This is a genomic window from Halanaerobacter jeridensis (assembly GCF_016908315.1).
Taxonomy (GTDB): Bacteria; Bacillota; Halanaerobiia; order Halobacteroidales; family Halobacteroidaceae; genus Halanaerobacter; species Halanaerobacter jeridensis.
Genome location: NZ_JAFBDQ010000006.1, coordinates 1 through 18,120, shown reverse-complemented (window position 1 = coordinate 18,120; position 18,120 = coordinate 1). Strand labels below are relative to the sequence as shown.

The 18,120-nt window shown below is 29.5% G+C and carries 23 protein-coding genes; 3 read left to right on the top strand and 20 right to left on the bottom strand.

Going from position 1 to position 18,120, the window contains the following annotated elements:
• The first annotated feature begins 206 nt into the window (after positions 1 to 206).
• A complete protein-coding gene (locus JOC47_RS06940; protein WP_338035333.1) occupies positions 207 to 947 on the top strand; it encodes a gamma-glutamyl-gamma-aminobutyrate hydrolase family protein in 741 nt (246 codons plus the stop codon).
• A 37-nt stretch (positions 948 to 984) separates the two neighbouring features.
• Here JOC47_RS06940 and JOC47_RS06935 read toward each other — a convergent pair whose 3' ends face one another.
• The 11 genes from JOC47_RS06935 to JOC47_RS06885 form a co-directional block, all read right to left on the bottom strand.
• Positions 985 to 2,778 (bottom strand): alpha-amylase family glycosyl hydrolase, encoded by a 1,794-nt coding sequence (locus JOC47_RS06935; RefSeq protein WP_204701338.1) that lies wholly within the window; start codon positions 2,776 to 2,778, stop codon positions 985 to 987.
• Between the two features lie 279 nt (positions 2,779 to 3,057).
• Entirely contained in the window at positions 3,058 to 4,173 is a 1,116-nt protein-coding gene (locus JOC47_RS06930; protein WP_204701337.1) for an ROK family protein, read from the bottom strand.
• A gap of 86 nt (positions 4,174 to 4,259) precedes the next feature.
• Entirely contained in the window at positions 4,260 to 4,913 is a 654-nt protein-coding gene (locus JOC47_RS06925) for a 4Fe-4S binding protein (RefSeq protein WP_204701336.1), read from the bottom strand.
• 89 nt (positions 4,914 to 5,002) lie between these two features.
• Positions 5,003 to 5,803, bottom strand: a complete 801-nt coding sequence (locus JOC47_RS06920; RefSeq protein ID WP_204701335.1) for an epoxyqueuosine reductase — start codon at positions 5,801 to 5,803, stop codon at positions 5,003 to 5,005.
• Positions 5,804 to 6,088: 285 nt separating this feature from the next.
• Positions 6,089 to 7,165 (bottom strand): serine hydrolase domain-containing protein, encoded by a 1,077-nt coding sequence (locus JOC47_RS06915; RefSeq protein ID WP_204701334.1) that lies wholly within the window; start codon positions 7,163 to 7,165, stop codon positions 6,089 to 6,091.
• A 236-nt stretch (positions 7,166 to 7,401) separates the two neighbouring features.
• On the bottom strand, positions 7,402 to 8,361 hold the full coding sequence (locus JOC47_RS06910) for an alpha/beta fold hydrolase (protein WP_204701333.1): 960 nt from the start codon (positions 8,359 to 8,361) through the stop codon (positions 7,402 to 7,404).
• Between the two features lie 15 nt (positions 8,362 to 8,376).
• On the bottom strand, positions 8,377 to 8,556 hold the full coding sequence (locus tag JOC47_RS06905) for a hypothetical protein (protein ID WP_204701332.1): 180 nt from the start codon (positions 8,554 to 8,556) through the stop codon (positions 8,377 to 8,379).
• Between the two features lie 148 nt (positions 8,557 to 8,704).
• The gene (locus tag JOC47_RS06900) at positions 8,705 to 9,883 is read right to left on the bottom strand and encodes an ATP-grasp domain-containing protein (RefSeq protein ID WP_204701331.1); all 1,179 of its coding nucleotides are present in this window, start codon (positions 9,881 to 9,883) and stop codon (positions 8,705 to 8,707) included.
• Positions 9,884 to 10,077: 194 nt separating this feature from the next.
• Positions 10,078 to 10,689, bottom strand: coding sequence for a GNAT family N-acetyltransferase (locus tag JOC47_RS06895; RefSeq protein ID WP_204701330.1), 612 nt, complete (start codon positions 10,687 to 10,689; stop codon positions 10,078 to 10,080).
• Positions 10,690 to 10,703: 14 nt separating this feature from the next.
• Complete coding sequence (locus tag JOC47_RS06890; RefSeq protein WP_204701329.1) at positions 10,704 to 10,853, bottom strand: hypothetical protein; 150 nt, start codon at positions 10,851 to 10,853, stop codon at positions 10,704 to 10,706.
• Positions 10,854 to 10,868: 15 nt separating this feature from the next.
• Positions 10,869 to 11,192 carry a DUF5412 family protein gene (locus JOC47_RS06885; protein ID WP_204701328.1) on the bottom strand — a complete coding sequence of 108 codons (324 nt, stop codon included), beginning with the start codon at positions 11,190 to 11,192 and terminating at the stop codon, positions 10,869 to 10,871.
• A gap of 169 nt (positions 11,193 to 11,361) precedes the next feature.
• Between JOC47_RS06885 and JOC47_RS06880 the strand changes: the two genes are divergently transcribed.
• Both JOC47_RS06880 and JOC47_RS06875 read left to right on the top strand, forming a co-directional pair.
• Positions 11,362 to 11,586: an AbrB/MazE/SpoVT family DNA-binding domain-containing protein gene (locus JOC47_RS06880; RefSeq protein WP_204701327.1), complete on the top strand. Its 225-nt coding sequence runs from the start codon at positions 11,362 to 11,364 to the stop codon at positions 11,584 to 11,586.
• Between the two features lie 31 nt (positions 11,587 to 11,617).
• The gene (locus JOC47_RS06875) at positions 11,618 to 11,974 is read left to right on the top strand and encodes a type II toxin-antitoxin system death-on-curing family toxin (protein ID WP_239550972.1); all 357 of its coding nucleotides are present in this window, start codon (positions 11,618 to 11,620) and stop codon (positions 11,972 to 11,974) included.
• A gap of 301 nt (positions 11,975 to 12,275) precedes the next feature.
• Here the strand turns inward: JOC47_RS06875 and JOC47_RS06870 are convergent, their stop codons facing one another.
• The 9 genes from JOC47_RS06870 to JOC47_RS06830 all read right to left on the bottom strand — a co-directional run.
• Positions 12,276 to 12,584, bottom strand: coding sequence for a type II toxin-antitoxin system RelE family toxin (locus JOC47_RS06870; RefSeq protein ID WP_204701326.1), 309 nt, complete (start codon positions 12,582 to 12,584; stop codon positions 12,276 to 12,278).
• Positions 12,585 to 12,595: 11 nt separating this feature from the next.
• Positions 12,596 to 12,892: a type II toxin-antitoxin system Phd/YefM family antitoxin gene (locus tag JOC47_RS06865; protein WP_204701325.1), complete on the bottom strand. Its 297-nt coding sequence runs from the start codon at positions 12,890 to 12,892 to the stop codon at positions 12,596 to 12,598.
• A gap of 520 nt (positions 12,893 to 13,412) precedes the next feature.
• Positions 13,413 to 14,156, bottom strand: a complete 744-nt coding sequence (locus JOC47_RS06860; protein ID WP_204701324.1) for a hypothetical protein — start codon at positions 14,154 to 14,156, stop codon at positions 13,413 to 13,415.
• Positions 14,157 to 14,196: 40 nt separating this feature from the next.
• A complete protein-coding gene (locus tag JOC47_RS06855; RefSeq protein WP_204701323.1) occupies positions 14,197 to 15,117 on the bottom strand; it encodes a hypothetical protein in 921 nt (306 codons plus the stop codon).
• Positions 15,114 to 15,605 carry a hypothetical protein gene (locus tag JOC47_RS06850; protein WP_204701322.1) on the bottom strand — a complete coding sequence of 164 codons (492 nt, stop codon included), beginning with the start codon at positions 15,603 to 15,605 and terminating at the stop codon, positions 15,114 to 15,116. The genes JOC47_RS06855 and JOC47_RS06850 overlap by 4 nt, the downstream gene beginning before the upstream one ends.
• Before the next feature lie 20 nt (positions 15,606 to 15,625).
• Positions 15,626 to 16,051, bottom strand: a complete 426-nt coding sequence (locus tag JOC47_RS06845; protein WP_204701321.1) for a hypothetical protein — start codon at positions 16,049 to 16,051, stop codon at positions 15,626 to 15,628.
• A 513-nt stretch (positions 16,052 to 16,564) separates the two neighbouring features.
• Positions 16,565 to 16,906, bottom strand: coding sequence for a HepT-like ribonuclease domain-containing protein (locus JOC47_RS06840; RefSeq protein WP_204701320.1), 342 nt, complete (start codon positions 16,904 to 16,906; stop codon positions 16,565 to 16,567).
• Positions 16,903 to 17,193 (bottom strand): nucleotidyltransferase family protein, encoded by a 291-nt coding sequence (locus JOC47_RS06835; protein ID WP_204701319.1) that lies wholly within the window; start codon positions 17,191 to 17,193, stop codon positions 16,903 to 16,905. The genes JOC47_RS06840 and JOC47_RS06835 overlap by 4 nt, the downstream gene beginning before the upstream one ends.
• 250 nt (positions 17,194 to 17,443) lie before the next feature.
• Positions 17,444 to 18,120 (bottom strand): Fic family protein (locus JOC47_RS06830; protein ID WP_204701318.1); only part of this gene is annotated, 677 nt, incomplete at its 5' end.

The window sequence follows — 18,120 nt, the reverse complement described above, 5'->3', positions numbered from 1 at the left end:
ATCTTAGAGATAATTAACTACTTTAGATAAAAAAATATGGTTCTCTTTCTCTAACCTTAAACAACTGAGAATTATATAATTACTTACTACAAGTTTGGTAATTTAAAGTATTTTATGTTATTATTAAAGCTACAACAAATTATAATATAAAATTAATTTATGAGCAAAAATAAATTCTGCTATAAAAGATAGAAATCATTGGGAGAGTGATCAAAATTAAAAAACCGGTAATTGGAATTACTACATTTTGCAAACAAGAAGTTAATAATAAACATTATAATAAAGTTAGATGTAGCTATATGAAAGTAGTCTCTGAAGCAGGAGGAACTCCGATCTTAATTCCACTGATGAATGATTTGCGCACAGCCATAGATTATATTGAATTAATTGATGGACTTATTTTGAGTGGTGGACAAGATGTATCCCCGCATCACTATGATAATATTGTCACTGACCATGTTGAAGACAATGACCCTCGCCGGGATAGTTGGGAAATGAAACTATTTGAGCTAGCTTTTGAAGAGAATATCCCAATCTTAGGTATCTGTCGGGGAATGCAACTGATCAATGTTGCTCGTGGAGGCAGTTTATATCAAGATATTATTGCACAATATGATGATAACTTAGTCCATTTGCCAGATAAGAGAGATGAAAATTATGTCCATCATACTGTCAAGATTGAAGAGAATTGTAGTTTATGCAATTTTGCCTGCTGCCAGCAGTTAGATGTTAATTCTCATCATCATCAGGCTATTAAAGAGTTGGCCCCAGGATTTAAAGTAATAGCTAAAACAGAAGGAGAAATAGTAGAAGCTATTGAAGCTGTAGATAAAGATTTTGTAATTGGAGTTCAATGGCATCCCGAAGATTTAACCCATCTTCATCCTTGTTTTAAAGAACTATTCAATTTATTAATTAAAGAAGCAAGTAAAAAACACAATATCTAAACTTAAAGCTATTTATCTCTATAAGAAAGATTTTGCTTTAAGATTTAGGTTTATAAACTACTGCTCCACTAGGGGGAACAGATACTTTTATTACATTATTATCTTGCTTGTTATAAATTTGAGACTCAGAACCGATCTGTTCAGCTTGACAAGAATAAATACATTCCCATTTATCTCCTAGCTCATGTAAGTCTTTTTCAACCACTGCTTCTACTTGATGTTTATTTTCTAAACTACAATTAATTGCTAAAACTATCTCTTGAGAACTTAAAATCCTCGACCACACAATCAATCCTGTATATCTAGCTGAATCATTTTTAGTAGGTAGCACAAAATTACTACCATCATAAGAAACTTTTCTTAAATATTGTCGCCCCTGCTGCAAAGTAATATATTCTTTTCTAATTTCTATAATTTTAGATAATTCATCATAAATTTGATTTTCTTGATTAAAAAAATGTTTGCCCTTACTCCGAAATGCTCCAAACTCTCCCCCAAACATAGCCTCTCTAACATATTTATCATCTCTACCACTGCCATCAAAACCTTGTTCAGTTCCATAATAAATACACGGAATCCCTACTGACATTAAATTTAAAAACAAAGCATTCAATAATAAATCAGCCGTCTCTTCATTAGCACAAAACCTTTCTTTTAAATCAGGCTGAGTAGCCATATCATGATCATCAAACATAGTAACAACATTGTCACGATACCATTTATAATGATCTTCAATTGGTAAATTAATATTTTTAAAAACATTAAAAAATTTAGTTGGGCTAGTATATCCTTTAGCTGATTGTTCTAAACGTTCAGGAACTTTATTAATTCCTAAAGCAGCATCAAGACCTGTATGTTTAATTTTATCAATAGCGGCTTCCATTCCACCGGTGATTTCACCAATAATATAAAAGTTCTTCTTCCCAATACTAGTAGCAAATTCATGAATATGAGTAGCAAAATACCGCACTGCTCCTGTCCACAGATGTTTAGCTGTATCTAAACGAAAACCATCTAAATCAGCATAAGCAATCCAATATTTAAATATTTCTGTTAAATTCTTTAACGCTTGTGAAGGAACAAATTCATCACCTTGATAATATCCTGTATCAATATTTTTCAAAGTGAAAAAATCCCCTTCAACATACTCAGGGAAATTATCCCAATCACAGATGACTCCTTTCTGCGAAAAAGTTTCTGCACTCATCAATTCTTTGGGCCAAACTCCACCATCGGGCCAAGCTTTGTCAAAGTCAGGTTCACTAACAGAAATAGTTGGACTACCTGTTCCATCATTAAACCCTTTAATAGAAAATTCACTCCCATCATAACAAGGGCTATTCTCTTGGTACTGAAATACATTTCCAGTATGATTTAATACCACATCTAAAATAACATAAATACCTCTCTCATGAGCAGCATCTACTAATTCCTTAAGCTCTTCTTTGCTACCAAAGTGAGAATCTATCTCTAAAAAGTTCTGGGCTCCATAACCATGATAAGTTTCTTCAAAAGCAACTTGTTTTAAAATTGGACTAACCCAAATAGCAGTAATCCCTAGTTCTTCTAAATAATCTAATTTGCTTTTAATCCCATTCAAAGTCCCGCCGTTCCATCTTTTACCAGCCCGCTCCCAATCTTTGCGACTATCTTCACTAGCAAAAGCACTTTCATAATCTGAATTCGGATCATACTGTTCTTCTTCAACTCCATTAGAGAATCTGTCAACTAACAAAAAATAAAGAACTTCTTCTTCCCAAGCATCAGGAGAAGGATAATAATCTTTATTTTGAATGAGCTTTTTTAAATTAATATTATCTATACTTTTCATTAATAACACCTCATATATCTTAATTAGTTTAACAAACTAAATTTAATTACTATATTTTTTACTAATTATTTTAATTGAAATTAACTATTTCTTTATTGATCAAAATAAAGACTATATGAGAAATAAAATTCTCTATCAATTTTTTAATCTTTACTTCTTCATATGTTAAATTTCTGTTGTTAGAGTCAAATTCCTTTTTTCAAGTTCAGTTTATAATAGTTATTAAATTATTCCTCAATATTCCTTCTCCTTAAGTTTATTCATTTATCATCCCGATCACTACAAATTAAGATCGCTGGCAAGGGGTCTTAATTTGTCTTTCTTAAGGGGAAAACCTACTCCAATAGCTGTGCCAAAAGTAAGCATCACAGAATCATTAATCTCTGCAAAAGCATCTGCAGCTGCAGTACCATCATGGATAAATAAAACTTCTATCTCTTCACCAACTAAATCACTCAACTTCTTTGCTATTACTTGCTGTACATCATTCTCGATCAATCTTAACTTGCCATATCCTCCGCCAAAAAATTTGCCATCGACTAAATTATTAGCTATACTTATAGCAATTGTTCCACAAGGTTTAAATCCTTTACTTTCAACTTGCTCCCAAGTTCTCTTAACAACAGAAATAATATAATCTTTTAACTTTTCTGCTGCCCTTTTTTCCTCCTTTTCATTTTCGAATGTCCTAGCCTCTACATACTTAGATTTTAAAGAAGACAATTGATCAATTGCTTTTAACTTTTCGCCTTGATAATTAGCTACTCCTCGTTTGATTAAAGTTTGACCAAAATCAAATACTAAAGCGCTATTATATTTCTGAGGTATATGCCGGGCTGCCCCTATTATAGATACTAGTGATGGCTTTTGTGCAATCTTGATTTCATACTTGGGAGTGTTTGCCTCATCAAATACTTTCGCTATGTAATATTTAAGCCTTTGGCCCAAATTACCATTACACAACCCACCAGTAAAAATTATATTCTCTACCTGCTGCCAATAATCCCAATGCTTTTGAATCCAATCTTCTCTAGCTTGTTGATTTATCTCATCTCCTCTTTTAAGCACAAGTAAAATATATCCTAAATTTCTCCCTAAACGTCTTGCTATATTTTCTGCAGTCAGCCTAACTTCTAAATCTTCTGCTTCCAAACATTGATTTAAATAAATTGGTAATTCAACTTCAGGGATCTCATCTACATCTAATTTAAGCCGTTGGGCATCATTTTTTATATATTCTATCAACACAGGGCTGGACATAACTTCTCTACCTTTTTTCCCTTTTACCTCAGCATCAATATCAACATCAGGTATATCAATGATTTCCAATCTATTTATAGAAGTATTTTTAGCTAATTTACTATTTTTCAAAAAAGGATTATCTATATTTCCCATATTAAATCGCTCCTTGAATTTTTCTTGTCTTAAATAACAGTTATACCCATCTAGTCCACTATCTTAATTGTCTACATCTATTCTCATTATTCATCAACTTGAACTAATTTGATTTTTTCAGGTGTCTCTCCAAGGGGACAAATTCTTGCACATATTTCACAACTATGAGCGTTATTTAATTCTTCTTGTCTTTCCCTGCACTTCTGACTATCAAAACCATTTTGACTTATAGCATTTGCTGGACAAGCTTCAATACATTTTCCACAATGAATACATACTTCATCCATAGAGTTTTCTTGCTTACTACTTATTTTAGCATCAGTTAATAGAACTCTCAAGTGAATCCAAGGTCCCCAATCTTTATGTAAAAATAAAAAATTATCGCCTATTTCTCCCATATGTGTTTTGGCAGCAAGTTTTTTAAATCTTACCCCACTAACTTCTGGATAAGGAATTATTTTAGAATTATATCCTTCGTCTTCAACATAATTCTTGATTTTCTTTATAATATCTTTAGTATGCAAATCAGCTATACATGTACAATTTCCTCTTTCAGATTTCATGTGAGTCCAGATCCATTCACGAGCATTTATAATATGATGACCTAAAACAATAATTGATTTAACAGAAGGGGCAAACTCTTCTAAAGCTCTTTTTTCCTTTCTATAACATTCATTAATGTCTATTTTAGCAGCAGTACAACATTCAGGTATTAAATCTTCGATTTCTGTTAAATTCAATATTACTTTTCCTCCCTTAACCCAAACAGTATGACAAGTTCACCTTATATGCAGTAAAGCATTATAAAATTTCGATAAGTACAAAACTATTAGTTGTCTTTTTTTATTAATTCTTTAACTGGATTAGTCGTAGAACACGGCACTCCAGACTTACATTTGCCACAAGCATCTCCTACTCCTTTAGAATATTCCGGAGGATCTTCATAAATATGCTCATAACATTTTTCTCTATCAACAAATCCATCTTTATTTTCAGTAGAAATAGCATTAACTACACATCTATCAACACATACCTTGCATTTTCCATTATATTTATATAAACAGTTTTCCTGGTCATCTCTTTCTGTAGGCTTTAATGACAAGTTAGTCACTATACTTCCCATTCGCCCACAACTTCCTTGGTCAGTAATAAACATATTATTAATACCAAATGTCCCCATCCCCGTAATATACCCCACGTGCCGATGAGACCAATCACTTATCAATTCTTCTTCATCATAATTATAAGTTGGCGGCAGGTCTTTAGATGAAGTAGCTTTATAACCCATTTTTTCTATTTCAGCCTGCATATAATCAATTAAATCCTCAATAAGATTATTTGTTTCAATCTTAGCATAATCCCACTTTTTTGAACTCTGCTTATCTTGAATATTACTTTTAACAACCTCTTCTTCAAAGGGCAAGAAAAATACTATTACAGATTTAGCATCATCAATAAAATCAGTAGGTAAAGCATGAGAAGAGCTGATTACTTCTTTTAATTCTAAAAACATCGGGTCATCAGCATCTGCAATACCAATTACTGGATCGCGCCAATCAGTTTCTGTATCTTTTAAGTCTTTATAATTACTTACATAATCTTTGATTAAATGATTAAGTTTATCATTCATGATTACTCCTCCCCATCTGCAATAAATAGTAGTTGTCTTTGATTATATATAAGAAAGGAGATTGATTCAAACGTTTAGCCGTTTTTATTTTATTCTATCTGTATAATAATCTATATTCATTGTACTATCAAATTTATAAACTACTATATGGTATGAATTGCTCTAAATAAAAATTATGCTAGTAATAATTAAACATGCTACTCCCCTTTCAACTTCCTAGTTTCATTTTATTATTAAATGATATCGATAACCCTTTGTTATGTGAAATGTACTACTACAACCATTTTAGTTATGTGCCACTTTTAACAACTTTTTTATTATTTTTATCATAAACTTAAGACCTTTAGTTTTATAAGATAGATCATTAAAATTCCCAATCAAATAAGCATCTAATCCTGGATGGTAAAATATAAATGCCCCTGTTGCACCAACACATCCCCAGCAATTATACTTTTTGGGCATCAAAACTGGAATAGTTTTAAATTGCCAAATGCCATAACCATAATCTATACCAAAATATAATTTATTTGAATCATTCTTCATTGTTTCTAAAGTATCTTTTGAAATTATTTGCCCTGTCACTAAAGCCTTCATAAATTTAAGTAAATCATCATTAGTAGCTACAACTCCACCACCAGCATAGTCAAGTCCAGCAAAGTTTTTAAAATCATTCATTATTGTCTCATCAATACTAAAATGTGCAATTGGATATGTGTATTCTTTTATGGGATCAGAATAGTGAAGCATAGATGATTTATCCATTCCAAGCGGAATAAAAATATATTCTTTCAATACCTCATAAAATGGTTTAGCAGTGATATTTTCAATAATTAATCCTAAAAGATGATAATTAGTATCTGTATATTTTGTCTTCTTCCCAGGTGGACAATAAGGTTTTAAATTGTTTTTACCCCAGATAATAGCTTCTCGTGGATTTATATTAAATTCCTTATCCTTAAGAATCTTATCTAATAGTGGCCAAAAATTATCATATAGACCTGATCTTTGTTTTAAAAGATGTTTGATTTTAATACTATTTGTATAATCTTCACCTTTATAAATATGAAGATTATTCAATAATTCAGCATCTAAATAATTTCTAATGTTATCATTAAAAGATAGTTCTCCTTTTTCATATAAGATACTAATTATAGTTGATGTAAATAATTTACCAACACTAGCCATATAATTAGGTTGTTGCGAATTTGCAGGCATATCACCTGTTGAACCTTCTGCAATATTCATATGAAAATCTAACTTCTTCGAATAAACTAATAAATAAGCATTCTTCACTTTAGAATCTTTTCTTACTTGCTTTCTAAACATATCTTCAATTGATTTTTTTATTTCTCCTTTTTCCATTTGTTCACTTCCTTTTTATATCTAGTGTAATAGTATATTTCACATCCATCTCTGGAGGTTGCAACGTCCCCGATAACGCTTCCAACCTCTAATTTAAAATAAAACTTATATAATTTATCCCCCCCTTAATATATGTTTATAGACTAGGATGTTGTTAATCTGCTGTTATGTGATGAAAATGGTACACTTTTAACCTCACTCTAATTTAATATTATTATAAATAATAATATTAAAATTTATTTTTCAATAAATCCCCTACTCTTTTCTGCAATAAGTTCAGAATAATCAAGATGAATGTAGTGGTGTCCATCTAAAATAGAATATCCTCCATCAATTGCTTTTGTATAAGAAATTATACTTTCTTTCCACGATTCTTCTTCACTACTGTCAGTAGAAATGAAAGCATAGAAAGGTACATCAGGTTTTCCCTGATTAGACACTATCTGAGAGTTGCTTTCTATCATCTCCACTTCTTCTCGCATATTCTTTGTCTGAACACGACGGAAAAATATTGTTTTGGCAATTTCAGCTTCCTCTTCTGTTAAATGTCCTTTTTTCATAGCTACAAAATTCTTTTCAAAAATATCTGGGCCATTTCTCATTAAACCACTACGTGCTAAGAAGGTAATTACAGGTGACAAAGAAACTTTATCTTCTATTTGTTCAATATACCCCGGCACCATAGCATCCAATGAAATAATGGCTTTAACTTCTTCTGAATAAAGATTGGCCCAATGTAATGCCTCTAATCCAGCCATAGAGTGTGGAAACAAAACATAAGGAGGGCTTTCTCCAGCAAGACGCAATGCTCTACGAGTTTCTTCAAGAACAGTATTAATATCTCGGGGACTAGAAGTAATATCACTCCAACCATATCCAGCTCGCTCTAATACAGCAATTCGGTAATCCTTTGATAGTTTCTTGTAAAGTACTTTAAAATCATATACTGGTGAAGCAGTTCCAAGCCCCGCCATAAAAACAAGAGTTTCGCTTCCTTCACCTTCTGCATAGACATGTAGCTTTTTCCCATCGCTATTAACATCCACAAGAGTACCTGGCGCTGGATATTCTTCTTTTTCCTGTTCTACTAACTTCTTATGCTCAAAATAACTACTTCCAATTATAAAAGTTATACTAATAACTAACAAAAATGATATTGCTATTATAGTCCATCTAAATATTTTTCTTTTTTTCATTATTATGCTCCTCTTTTATTTCAGCTTAGTTCTTCTAATATCTTTATTATTATTCAAGAAACCGAACTCATCAATAGCATTGGAATTATAAATCCAATCTAGCATTAATTTTTCTTTTATACTTTCTACGGTTTTATCAGGTAGGTCTCTTTTCTCTTCAATCTTTCTTTTCTTCTCATCAATTTCTTCAAACATAAAATTTCTCCCTGGATTTATAGTTTGCAAATGAAATATATAACAAATTCATAATAAAAATATGTGATATTTTGCCTATCATCTTAACATAGATATTACTAAGCCCATATTATTATCTGAAGTTCAATATTTTGGTTTAACACTTATTTTAATGTTTGAACTTTAAATATTCTCTTAAATCTGATTTTAATATTGTTTCTAATTCTCCCCAATTATCATAGCTAGTTTCCGCAAATAGAAAAGCAAAAACTCCATATTTATTATAATCTATTTTTCTCATTTCCAAAGTATTTTCAAAATAAGAACTAAACTTATCGTAATTAATCTCTATAATATCATTGACATTTATATCATTAGGCAAATCTGCAACAACAATGCTATAAATTTTATCTTTTTTAATTTTAAGTATTTTTTCCCAATTGGGTTCTTTCTGCTTAAAAAAATATTCATATACATTTATTCCATAAGCGTGATAAGCTACATCCGTCGTGCACCAACCCGCAAATCTCATCGGATTTACTTCAATAGGAACTATATTCTCATCATTATCAACTCTAAATTCTATATGCATTGGAAATCCATTTAAATTTATTAATGCTCCCATTTCATTTAAAAAATCTAAAAATGAATTGTGATACTTTTCTATTATTTTTTTAGAAGTTATGTAAACCCTATCATTTACATCTTCTCCCGAAGAAAAAATATGCTCTAAAATATTTAAAATCACTGGTTTCCCTTCATCATTATAATAAAGGTCAATTGCAAATTCTTTTCCTTCTATATTTTCTTCTATAATAAATTCATTTGTATTTATCACTTCTTCTGGATAATTGTCTTTCATATTATTAACTTCTTTTTTTAATTCCCCTCTAACTTTTTCCCATTCTAAAGCACTATTGACTTGATAAACTCCCATACTAAAAAATCCAACTGATGGCTTAATAATAAAAGGGATTTTGACTTCATTTATATCTATTTGGTCTAGTTCATCAAAACTTACTTTTCTAAAATAAAAGTCAGGATACATATCTCTTAATAATTTGCGGAATTGATATTTGTCTTTAAAAATATCAATTTTTTCAGGTAAGTCAGTAAAAGATAAGTGATTAGTTATCCAGTTAATTGGATTTTCTGAATTACTATAAATTAAACTTTCCTCATTTTTAACTTTATTAACAAATTCTTTTTCCTCTAAAAAATTAATATCCTCATTTAATTTAAATTCTTTTGCAGCTTTATTCTTTAAAACGGGTAAATTTAGTTCTAGTATTGTATCTTCTAAAAATTCTGATACATATGGTTTATCTAATATTAACACTATCATCATCCTTTCTAATATTCGTTAAAACTAATAGTCTAATATTGAATTTGATATAACGTCCCTAGTGTTCGCGACGTTCCGCTCCCCCATCTCAATTTACATTCTAACTGCTGAATTTCATAAGTCATCCCTGGTTCCACTTCTAACTAAAAATCTGAATGTAACTAACTCCATGTTATCTGATGTACGAATTTATTCAACTAACTTAAATCAAAAAATAATTCTGTCTTTTCTACTGCTTTTTTAAATCCACATTTCTTATACATTTCTTTTGCAGTATCTTCACTGTCAGTAATAAGATAAACTATATCAATTTCCCTTTTATTTGCCTCATTTAATAAATGTTTGATGACTGATGTTCCAAATCCCATTCGTTGATATTTCTTTAATATATCAAAGTCTTCTATCTTAGCAATTTCATCATTAAGCATAAACTCGCAGTTTCCAATGGGGGAGTTATCATAATAACAAACATATAAGTTTAAATCTATATCTGATTTCTTATATACTTCTGCTTTTCTAGATATTCGCCTGTTTGCAAAATCTTTTCCCATATCAGGTTCATTTGCTACAATATCCACTTCTATTCCATCGTCTAAAACAGCTCGTGATACTGCTTTTCTAATAATGCATTTTTGATTACCAATTAATTTGTCACCTAGCTTAGGATTTATATACATATAATCATATTTTGTTACCTGTGGTTTTATAAATAATTCATTCAATAGGTCATTATCTAAAGAAAAATTAAATTCAACTCTTAAAAAGTTTGACCCCACTTTTTTTCTTTGTTCTAATTCGCTTAAAATCATCTCTTTAGTTTTGGCTACTCCCTGATTTTTTTTATAAATACAAAATTATGAGTATACATATCTGGTATATAATCATCGCCAAACCTTATAATATTATTACTTTCATAACTTTGCGAGAATAACTTAACATATTCTACTTCTGTATTATACATTTTTTTCAACAAATTCAACATCTCCTTTTAGCAAAAATATAATAACTTAATAATATTATTATCAATCCATGCAATTGAAGGTCTTTCTCCCCAACGTCTTTTGTATAAAGTTCTTACATTAGTATCTTTCTTATTAGTATTAATTTTAACTAAATTTATTTCAATACTTCCCCCTAGTGCACCTTCATCATATTCTACACACACAATATTATAATTTTGGTTGGGAGAAGTAATAACATCATATTCCTCTTGAGTAGCTCCTAAAGCTAATGCAAAGCAAAAAATAATAAAAATTAAAATATACAATAAGATTACTGTTCCTCTACTTTTGCTTATCCACCTAAATTTCATAAGTCAGTGCTGCAACTCTGCCCTATCTTCTATACCTAGATGTTGCTAAGCCCATGTTATGTGATGTTTTGCTTAAAATATTTCTAACGATTTTTCTGATGCCTATCAATTTTAATTTTGCTTGAATATTATATAATACAAATGTTATAATATAAGTGAGGTGATAATAATGCAAACTATAAAAATTCGTAAAGTTGGCAATAGCTACGGTTTTACTATTCCAAAAGAACTTATGGAAAAATACCATTTAGAAGAAGGAGAAGAACTTCATCTTATTGAACAAAAAGATGGGTTCACCTTAACTCCTTATGATCCTGAATTTGAAGAGTGGACTGAATCATTTGAAAAAACCAATAAAAAATTCAAAAACACATTAAAGGAATTATCTAAATGAAAAATGTAAATTTCATTCCTAAAAAGTTATATTGTATTTTCATGAACAATTAATACAAATTTATGGAGGAAGCCCAAGTATCCGGGATGAAAGCCTCCTTGATTCTGCTATTCAACAACCCAAAAGTTCTTTTGATGGAAACTATTTGCATAATAGCATCTTTGAAATGGCATCAGCTTATGGATTTAATTTATGCAAAAACCATCCATTTATAGATGGTAATAAACGTGTCGCTTTAGTTGCTATGGATACTTTTCTACAAAATAATGGCTATGAAATATCTGCTTCTGAAAAAGAAACTTATAAAATTATAATAGAACTATCAGCTGAAAATTTATCTAAAAGTGAATTAACACAATGGTTAAAACAAAATACTACTTCTATCTAACTTCTTAGTATTTGATTTTACCTAAGAAGTTTTTATTTTTTTAAGCCCAATTACCTTCAAGCAAAATGTCACATAACGTCCCTAGGGTTCGCGACGTCTCATTGTTGGTCCTATACTTTGCCTATTCACCTAAATTTCATAAGTCATTGCGTCCCCCTGCCCTATTCTCTATACCTAGATGTCGCTAAGCCCATGTTAAACGATGGAACGATCCCCCATTAAACAATATTTATCATATGCAAGATTTTAATAATAATCTTGTATGATTTATCCGATTGATATCTAAAAAAAGAAAAGAGGATTATTCCTCTTTTCCTTCTTTCAATATTCTTTTATAAGCATTAAAATATACTACTTCTGCTTCACGTTTCCCTACTGACCAAATAATAATTTTATTATTGTCTAAAATTTCATATACTACTCTATATTTTTTGCTATTAAAATACATCTTTAAACAGCTCGATAAATCAATTTCTCCTTTATTCCCTAATGGCTTTCCTAATCTGGGAGCTCTTTTTATTTTCTTTAAGGTCTTTTTAAATCTTTTTCTCACACTCCCATCTAATTCTTCTATATCTTCTTTGACTTCTGGATGAAAAATTATTTCCATTTCTAAGCCCCCTATTTATCCAACATCTCCATAATTTCTTCTTCTTCAATTGCATCGTCTAAATCAAATTCTTTTTTTCTATCCTTGATTCCATCTTCAATATACTCATCTTCTAATAAGTTTTCTAAATACTCTATTTTTTCTAATAACATCTCATACTCTTCTATATCCATCATTATTCCTTCAATATCATTATTTCTCATAATAAATAATGGATTTTCTTTAGATTTATCAAGCATTTTACTAAAATTACGTACAACTTCAGAAGAAGAAACCATATTATCTCGATCTATCTCTAGCATTGCCATTTCCTTCACCTCCACAATATATTATATACTCTTATTCACAATTGTTTCATGATATATTATTTTCTTTTCTTAATAATATTATACATAAAATTTTATGTATAATCAATCAAATAATTATTTTAACACTTTACAAAATAATTTTAAATATCAATCTCTTCCTTTAATTCTTTAATTATTACATCAGATTTGAGTTCTTTTAATTCATCGACCTTTTCTTTATTCACGAAATCTTACCTCATATATTAAAAAAGTATGTAAATCATATCTCTCATCTATCAATAATTTATCAAACTATTTTATCTAGTTTAGTTATTTGTTTCATACTTATTATTTATCAAAAAATAATTCCTATAAATGAATTTAGTTCTTTCGTCTAACGTCCCTAGGGTTCGCGACGTATCGTATAATAATAAAAATCTGAGCTTAAAAAACTCAGACTTCATAAATTTTAGCAGCTATGCTTTATGCTATTAAATTAGATGTCGCTAACACTATGTTAGGTGAAGTCTCTTTCAAAAGATCAAACTCCATAATGATCTTTTCTTCTTTTTAATTTATGTCCTCCATCTTCATAAACAATAATGAAACCTTCTCTTTTTTTAATTCTTTCTTTTGCTTCTTTTCTCCTTTTTTCAGCTAATTTTATCCGCTTTTTCCTTTCTTTCTCTTCTTTTATTTTTTCTAATTTTTGTTTCTCTTTTTCTTCTTTCTCAGCTAATTGCTTTTCTTTATCTTCTTTTGTAATAAAACTTTTAAAAAACTCATGACTCTTTTTTATATCAGGAGCATTAAATGGTCTAGGCTTAAAATTATCTATTAATTTCTCCTTTAATTTACGGTCTTCCAAATCTTTATTATTGTCATTTTTATAGGCTAGTCTTTTATAACCACCCTTTTCTTTAATAACTTCTTCTAAAGTTTCTTTACATCTGTTTTTTAGCCCTTTGATTGACTTATATAGCTCATCATCTTCGCCCCTCACTCTCTTTTCTTCTTTTTCTGCATTTATTACTAACTTATTCATTAAGGGAAAAATCAGGATATCATTGTCTTTTTCAATCTTTTTAACACTATGATAAATTGGTCTTTCTTCATCTAATACTATGCCATATTTTTCATCATATTTCTTTAAAAAATTATAAGTTAGATTATCTAACTCTCTATCATTATTTTCCGCTTCATTTTGAATTTCTTCTACTGGATCTATAGCATCTTCTAATTCAGTAATAATATCTGACACCTCTGACATTTCATCGCCAACCATTCTAGAATCTTCTACCAAGTCAGGAGAATAATAATTATCTTCAAAAATGTTCTGCTATCGCTTCAATACTTGAAACTCCATCCTTTTCTATATCATCATCTCTTAATTTTTCTAAAATCCATCCTGCTTCTTCACTGGTTAATTCATCCCCATCATATAAAGTATCTACTTCATCTTCATCATATGCAAATAATCCAAATATATCCCCTTCACAGTATCTTCTTTTAGCTAATCCTCTACCCCCTGGTTCTTCATTCCAAGCTTCGCTACTACTATTATATCTAAGTTCATACCAAACTCTTGTTCTAGCTTTTAATGCTTCTTCCATATTGTCATCATTTTTATTATCAATATAATCTCTTAAATTTTCTGTAGAATTGTAAGGATCATTAAAATCAATGTTATTATCTTCATCTTTTCCAAAAAACAAATTATAACCTGAGTTATAAACCATTGAAAATATTGCACTTTTTTCTCTTCCAGTTAAGTCACTGTGATAATCTTCATCAACTCCATTATTAGCAACTCCTTCTACATAACTATACATATCGCTTGCAACTACATCAAATAAAATACTAGCATATCCTACGCTCGGTAATTGCAATTCTTCTGAATGTTCTCTCATAAATATATTTAATCTCTGTTCATGATTTTCTTCAGCTAAACGTTTTACTTCTTCTACTGCATCTAAAAAATCGTCATAATCAAAAATATCTACTTCATTGTTATTTATAGCTTGATTATTAGTTTCATCAAGTACGTCTTCAATTTCTCCTCTGTCACGTACTGATAAATCTAACCCATAACCTACAGCAAAATTATCTGTGCTATCTTCATGAACTTGTAATTCTTCTCGATTTATACTTAAGTCTTCGTCACCAATTTCAACTGCATATAAATCAGCATTTTCAAAACTTTTAATTAAATTAATAGCTTCGTCTATAACTTCATCATAACTCATTTTTTAATTTCCTCCTTGTTAATGATTGAAAACTTTATGTTTTTAATTTTGCCTTTATAATCAGGAATTTGATTTACTTTAATTACAATAGTTTTTTTTCTAACATTACCACTTTTAATTGAAAAACCTTTTAAAGCTCCAATATATTCTAATTTAGGAGCATAAATTTCATCTAACTTTTTATTTTGACCTATATAAAAACCGCTTTCTGCAAGTTGTAATTTGTTTAAATAAACATTTTTTAAAAAATCATTATCTGCTATCGCTATATGATTAGCAATTTTCAAATTACTTAAATTCAACTTTTTTATATTAGTATTTCTAATGGTTAAATTACCTCTTTTTGGGTCTGTTTCCCTTAAAGAACTTAGATTAATGCAATTAACTTTATCATTGCGAGATATACTTATGCCACCTACTTCTTTTAAAGAATTAAAATCTATAGATTTTAATTCTCGGTTATCAGCAATATTAATACTTCCTCCCACATATTTTAGATTAGGTAATCTTAATTTTTGAAAAGTTTTAAAAACATGTCTAACACGTATTCCATCTTTGATTTTTTTAAACTAGGTAAATATAATTCTTCCAAATTCACAGGAACATTTATATTATATGATATTAATAAATGTCCCATTTCTTTTAATTTAGGTAGATTTATTTTTTCCACTTTACTACTTTGATTTATTATAAATAAAGCTTTTCCGATTTTTTCTAAATTAGGCATATCAATTTCTCTTGCTTTAAATCCTAAATAACCCTTTATTATTTTTATTTTTTCCGCTTCTTCAACATTTTCTTCAGTAACCATATAATTTCCATAAACCACTCCATTTTTAATTTTGGTTTCTTCAGCAGCCAAAACAGTTATACACAAAACATTTAAAAAAACAAAGATTAAAAGTAATATACAAGTTAACTTTTTATTTAACAATTCAATCCCTCCACAAAATCGCAAAAGTTTTAAATACCATTATTTTTATAATATATGAATATTATAACATTTTATTAAGTTGATTTCCGCCGATAAACTAAAAAATCCCATATATGAGAAGTGGGTATTTCACCTAACTGAGGTTTTAATGAAAGATTTTCAAATCCAATTTATTTTCTTTTTAAATAAGTAACTAAAAAAGCTCTATTATCTTCTCTAATTTTCTATTAAAAATCTTAAACCTACAAAAAAATCACTATTTCCTAACCTTCCCTCGAAAATAGTGATCTCTTACTTGTTGGATTCTATAACTAAAAATCAATATCTTAGCTCTTTCATATAACGTCCCTGGAATTCGCGACGTCTCGCTACTGCTCCTATACTTTGCCTATTCTCCTAAATTTCATAAGTCAGTGCGTGACCCTGCCTCCCCCTCTTTCCTAGATGTCGCTAATCGCATGTTAGACGAAGTCCTGTATCCTCATAATAAATAAAAAGCAGGTTGCCCCGCTTTTATAATGGATAATCTTTTAATATCTCTTTAATTTTAGGTTTAGTTTCTGGTAAATTAACAGTAATAACTTCCCAAATAATATCTAAATCAACACCAAAATAATCATGAATAACTATATTCCTTAAACCTATCATTTTACTCCAAGGAACATCTTGACAATCAGACCTCATTTCATCAGAAACTTTATTAGAAGCTTCACCTATAATTTCAATATTTCTTAAAACAGCATCAATTACTAATTCGTTTTTCTTAAATTCTTCTTTATCCATCTCTTCAGTATATTTGAAAATTTTATTCATAGCATCCAGTATATCTTCTATAAATAAATTGTCTCTTCTCATTGATAAATCACATCTTTTAATATCTCATCTTTTAATTGAGGCTTTAAAGCATTCATTGTAACTAAATCTACTTCAGTATTTAAATTATTTTCTAAAAAATCTTTTAAATCTAAAAACTCCCAACCTACATCACCAGAAAATTCTACAAGTATATCTACATCACTATCTTCATTAGCCTCATTCCTAGCATAAGAACCAAAATAACCAAGCTTTTTAACTTTATACTGTTTCTCTAATAAAGGTTTTAATTCTTTTAATTTATTTTCTAGTTCTTTTTTGCTAACCATAATTATCCCTCGCTTTCCTTGTCTATTCCTATATTACTATTATAACAATTACAGTATTTTTTAACAAAAAATATTTGTTTCAAAAGATAAAACAAAGAATTTCGTCTAACGTCCCTGGAATTCGCGACGTCTCACTATTGCTCCTCTATTTTTGCTAATCCTCCTGTATTTCATAAATCAGTGCTGCACCCCTGCTCTATCCTCCATACCTAGATGTCGCTAATCTCATGTTAGCCGAAGTACCTCGTGATTACTCTAATCTCTTCCATTTAGCATTTCTTCCTTTTCCTAATAATTCAATTATTTCTTCTTCTTTTAATTTTTTAAATACTCTATTAATTGTAGATTCTGAAACATCTGGGCAGGCATTCCTTATATCTTCTTTTTCAAATTTTCCTACTGTACTTTTAATTGCTTTTTCTACTCTAAAACTTTTATTTCCCTTCTTATTTTTTACTAAACCTACTCTGTCTTCAAATTCTCTGTATGCTGCTAATAGGGTCCCCAAAAAATAATTTAACCAAACAAAAATATTATGTTCCCCATCATGCCAACCTATAGAAGATTTATTGAGAGATTCATAATAACTTGATTTGCTTTCTGCAATCACTTTTTCTAAACTTATATATCTACCAACTTTATAGTCATATTTATATAATAATAATAATGTTAATAATCTAGCCATCCTTCCATTACCGTCATTGAAAGGATGAATACTTAAAAAATCTAATATAAATGTTCCGATTAATATTAGTGGTTCAATATTTTCTTCTTTCATTTCTCTACTTAAATAATCGCACAATTCTTCTACAGCTGCTGGAGTGTTCGCTGCAGATACTGGTTTGAACCTTACATATCTTTCTCCATTCGGTAATATCTCTTCAATAACGTTATCTTGATTCTTCCATTTTCCTCCTTCAGCAGAAA

Excerpts from the sequence above, each read along its gene's own strand:
- JOC47_RS06935 (WP_204701338.1), bottom strand. The coding sequence starts at position 2,778 with ATGAAAAGTATAGATAATATTAATTTAAAAAAGCTCATTCAAAATAAA.
- JOC47_RS06930 (WP_204701337.1), bottom strand. The coding sequence starts at position 4,173 with ATGGGAAATATAGATAATCCTTTTTTGAAAAATAGTAAATTAGCTAAA.
- JOC47_RS06920 (WP_204701335.1), bottom strand. The coding sequence starts at position 5,803 with ATGAATGATAAACTTAATCATTTAATCAAAGATTATGTAAGTAATTAT.
- JOC47_RS06915 (WP_204701334.1), bottom strand. The coding sequence starts at position 7,165 with ATGGAAAAAGGAGAAATAAAAAAATCAATTGAAGATATGTTTAGAAAG.
- JOC47_RS06910 (WP_204701333.1), bottom strand. The coding sequence starts at position 8,361 with ATGAAAAAAAGAAAAATATTTAGATGGACTATAATAGCAATATCATTT.
- JOC47_RS06905 (WP_204701332.1), bottom strand. The coding sequence starts at position 8,556 with ATGTTTGAAGAAATTGATGAGAAGAAAAGAAAGATTGAAGAGAAAAGA.
- JOC47_RS06900 (WP_204701331.1), bottom strand. The coding sequence starts at position 9,883 with ATGATGATAGTGTTAATATTAGATAAACCATATGTATCAGAATTTTTA.
- JOC47_RS06895 (WP_204701330.1), bottom strand. The coding sequence starts at position 10,689 with ATGATTTTAAGCGAATTAGAACAAAGAAAAAAAGTGGGGTCAAACTTT.
- JOC47_RS06885 (WP_204701328.1), bottom strand. The coding sequence starts at position 11,192 with ATGAAATTTAGGTGGATAAGCAAAAGTAGAGGAACAGTAATCTTATTG.
- JOC47_RS06880 (WP_204701327.1), top strand. The coding sequence starts at position 11,362 with ATGCAAACTATAAAAATTCGTAAAGTTGGCAATAGCTACGGTTTTACT.
- JOC47_RS06870 (WP_204701326.1), bottom strand. The coding sequence starts at position 12,584 with ATGGAAATAATTTTTCATCCAGAAGTCAAAGAAGATATAGAAGAATTA.
- JOC47_RS06865 (WP_204701325.1), bottom strand. The coding sequence starts at position 12,892 with ATGGCAATGCTAGAGATAGATCGAGATAATATGGTTTCTTCTTCTGAA.
- JOC47_RS06860 (WP_204701324.1), bottom strand. The coding sequence starts at position 14,156 with ATGGTTGGCGATGAAATGTCAGAGGTGTCAGATATTATTACTGAATTA.
- JOC47_RS06855 (WP_204701323.1), bottom strand. The coding sequence starts at position 15,117 with ATGAGTTATGATGAAGTTATAGACGAAGCTATTAATTTAATTAAAAGT.
- JOC47_RS06840 (WP_204701320.1), bottom strand. The coding sequence starts at position 16,906 with ATGAGAAGAGACAATTTATTTATAGAAGATATACTGGATGCTATGAAT.
- JOC47_RS06835 (WP_204701319.1), bottom strand. The coding sequence starts at position 17,193 with ATGGTTAGCAAAAAAGAACTAGAAAATAAATTAAAAGAATTAAAACCT.